Source organism: Ideonella azotifigens, assembly GCF_006519715.1.
GTDB lineage: Bacteria > Pseudomonadota > Gammaproteobacteria > Burkholderiales > Burkholderiaceae_C > Ideonella > Ideonella azotifigens.
Genome location: NZ_VIDT01000883.1, coordinates 1 through 1,910 on the forward strand (window position 1 = coordinate 1; position 1,910 = coordinate 1,910).

A 1,910-nucleotide genomic window follows, 5' to 3' on the forward strand; every position below is an offset into this window, starting at 1 on the left:
TCACCACGCGGCCGGTGTAGACCAGTTCACGCAACTGGTCGCCGCGCACCAGGCCGGCCGCCAGCGCCATGCCGGCCATGTCCGGTACCAGGCCCCACTTGATCTCCATCACGCTGAGCTTGGCGTCCGGCGTGACCAGCCGAATATCGGCCCCGAGTGCCACTTGCAGTCCGCCGCCATAGGCCACGCCATGCACCGCGGCAATGACCGGCACCGGCAGCGCATGCCAGCCCCAGGCGACTTGCTGGAAGGCGTTGGCCAAGCCATGGGTGCGGGCGGCCAGGTCGTTCATGTTGCCGGCGTCGTGCGAGCGCTGGGCGCGTTCGCTCTCGCCCATCGCAACGAAGCTCGCCAGGTCCAGCCCGGCGCAGAAGGCCCGGCCTTCGCCGTGCAGCACCACCACGCGCACACGCTTGTCTTCGGCCAGCTGGGCAATCGTGCGGTTGATGGCCTCGAACATCGCCGTGTCCAGCGCGTTCATCTTCTCGGGCCGGTTCAGCGCGACTTCGGCGATGCCGCGTTCGTCGATGCTGAGGCGCACACGGGCGCTGGTTTCGGTGGGGCTTGTCATCGGGTCTCCTGTGAAGCGGGTTCCGGCCGCCAGCGCGCCAACGCCTCGGCCAGGGTGGTTTCGCCGGGCGCCTCGGGCGGGCGGGAAGGCGTGCGCGAGAAGCGTGGGGCCGGCGCGGGCTGCGTCAGGCCGTCGAGGTCGACAAAGGTCTGCCGTGCCTGGTTGTGCCGGTGCTGCGGCGCCTCGTCCCAGTCCAGCACCGGGGCGAAGCAGGCATCGGTTCCTTCGAGCAGCGCACACCATTCATCGCGCGTGCGGGTGGCGAACAGCGCGGCCATTTGGGCTTTCTGCGCGGGCCATTGCGCCACATCGAGCTGCGCGTCGAACACGACATCCGTCATGCCGCAACGCTGGCGCAGCTCGGCGTAGAACTGCGGCTCGATGGCGCCGATGGCCACGAACTTGCCGTCCGCGCAGGCATAGCTGTCATAGAACGGCGCACCGCCGTCCAGCATGTTGCTGCCGCGCTGGTTGCTCCACTCGCCGCGCGCGGTGTAGCTGTACATGAAGGCCGACAGCAGCGCCGCGCCATCGGTCATTGCCGCGTCCACCACCTGGCCGCGGCCGCTTCGCTGCGCCTCGTTCAGCGCGGCCAGCAGGCCCACCGCCAGCAGCATCGCGCCGCCGCCGAAGTCGCCCACGTAGTTCAGCGGCGGCACCGGCTTCTCACCGGCACGGCCAATGGCATGCAGCGCCCCGCTGATGGCGATGTAGTTCAGGTCATGCCCTGCTGCATGCGCCAGCGGCCCGTGCTGGCCCCAGCCGGTCATGCGGCCATAGACCAGGCGAGCATTGCGCGCCAGGCACAGCTCCGGGCCCAGGCCCAGGCGCTCCATCACGCCGGGGCGAAAGCCTTCGATCAGCGCATCGGCCTGGTCGACCAGCGCCAGCGCGGCTTCGATGCCCGGGGCGCTGCGCAGGTCCAGCGCTAGCTGCGCGCGGCTGCGGGTCGTGATGTCGGTCGGCACCACGGGCACGCCCGGCCGGGTGATGCGCAGCACGTCGGCGCCCATGTCGGCCAGCAGCATCGCGCAGAACGGCGCCGGGCCCAGCCCTGCGAATTCCACGACCTTGAGTCCTGACAACGGTCCGGCCATGCGGTGGGTCCTGACTGGCAATGAGGGAGTGCCATCTTGGCCGAGCACGTCGCAGCGAGCCATCGGCGTAAACAATGAAAAGTGCGGCTCAACGCAGCTGCAAGGCCTCCAGCCGCGCCCGCAGCATCGGCGGCAACTCGACCGGCCTCCGGCTCTCCTTGTCGATGCAGACCAGCACCGCGTCCGACACGGCATGGCAGAGCGTGCCGTCGAACAAGGCCGTGCGCATCGGCATCGCGCTG

The 1,910-nt window shown here is 69.7% G+C and carries 2 protein-coding genes; both read right to left on the bottom strand.

Annotation, left to right across the window (positions count from 1 at the left end):
* The coding region (locus tag FKP22_RS28835) for a crotonase/enoyl-CoA hydratase family protein (RefSeq protein WP_141291570.1) at positions 1 to 571 on the bottom strand (571 nt) is incomplete at its 3' end.
* The gene (locus FKP22_RS28840; RefSeq protein WP_141291572.1) at positions 568 to 1,668 is read right to left on the bottom strand and encodes a CaiB/BaiF CoA transferase family protein; all 1,101 of its coding nucleotides are present in this window, start codon (positions 1,666 to 1,668) and stop codon (positions 568 to 570) included. The genes FKP22_RS28840 and FKP22_RS28835, both read right to left, overlap by 4 nt.
* Positions 1,669 to 1,910 lie beyond the last annotated feature (242 nt).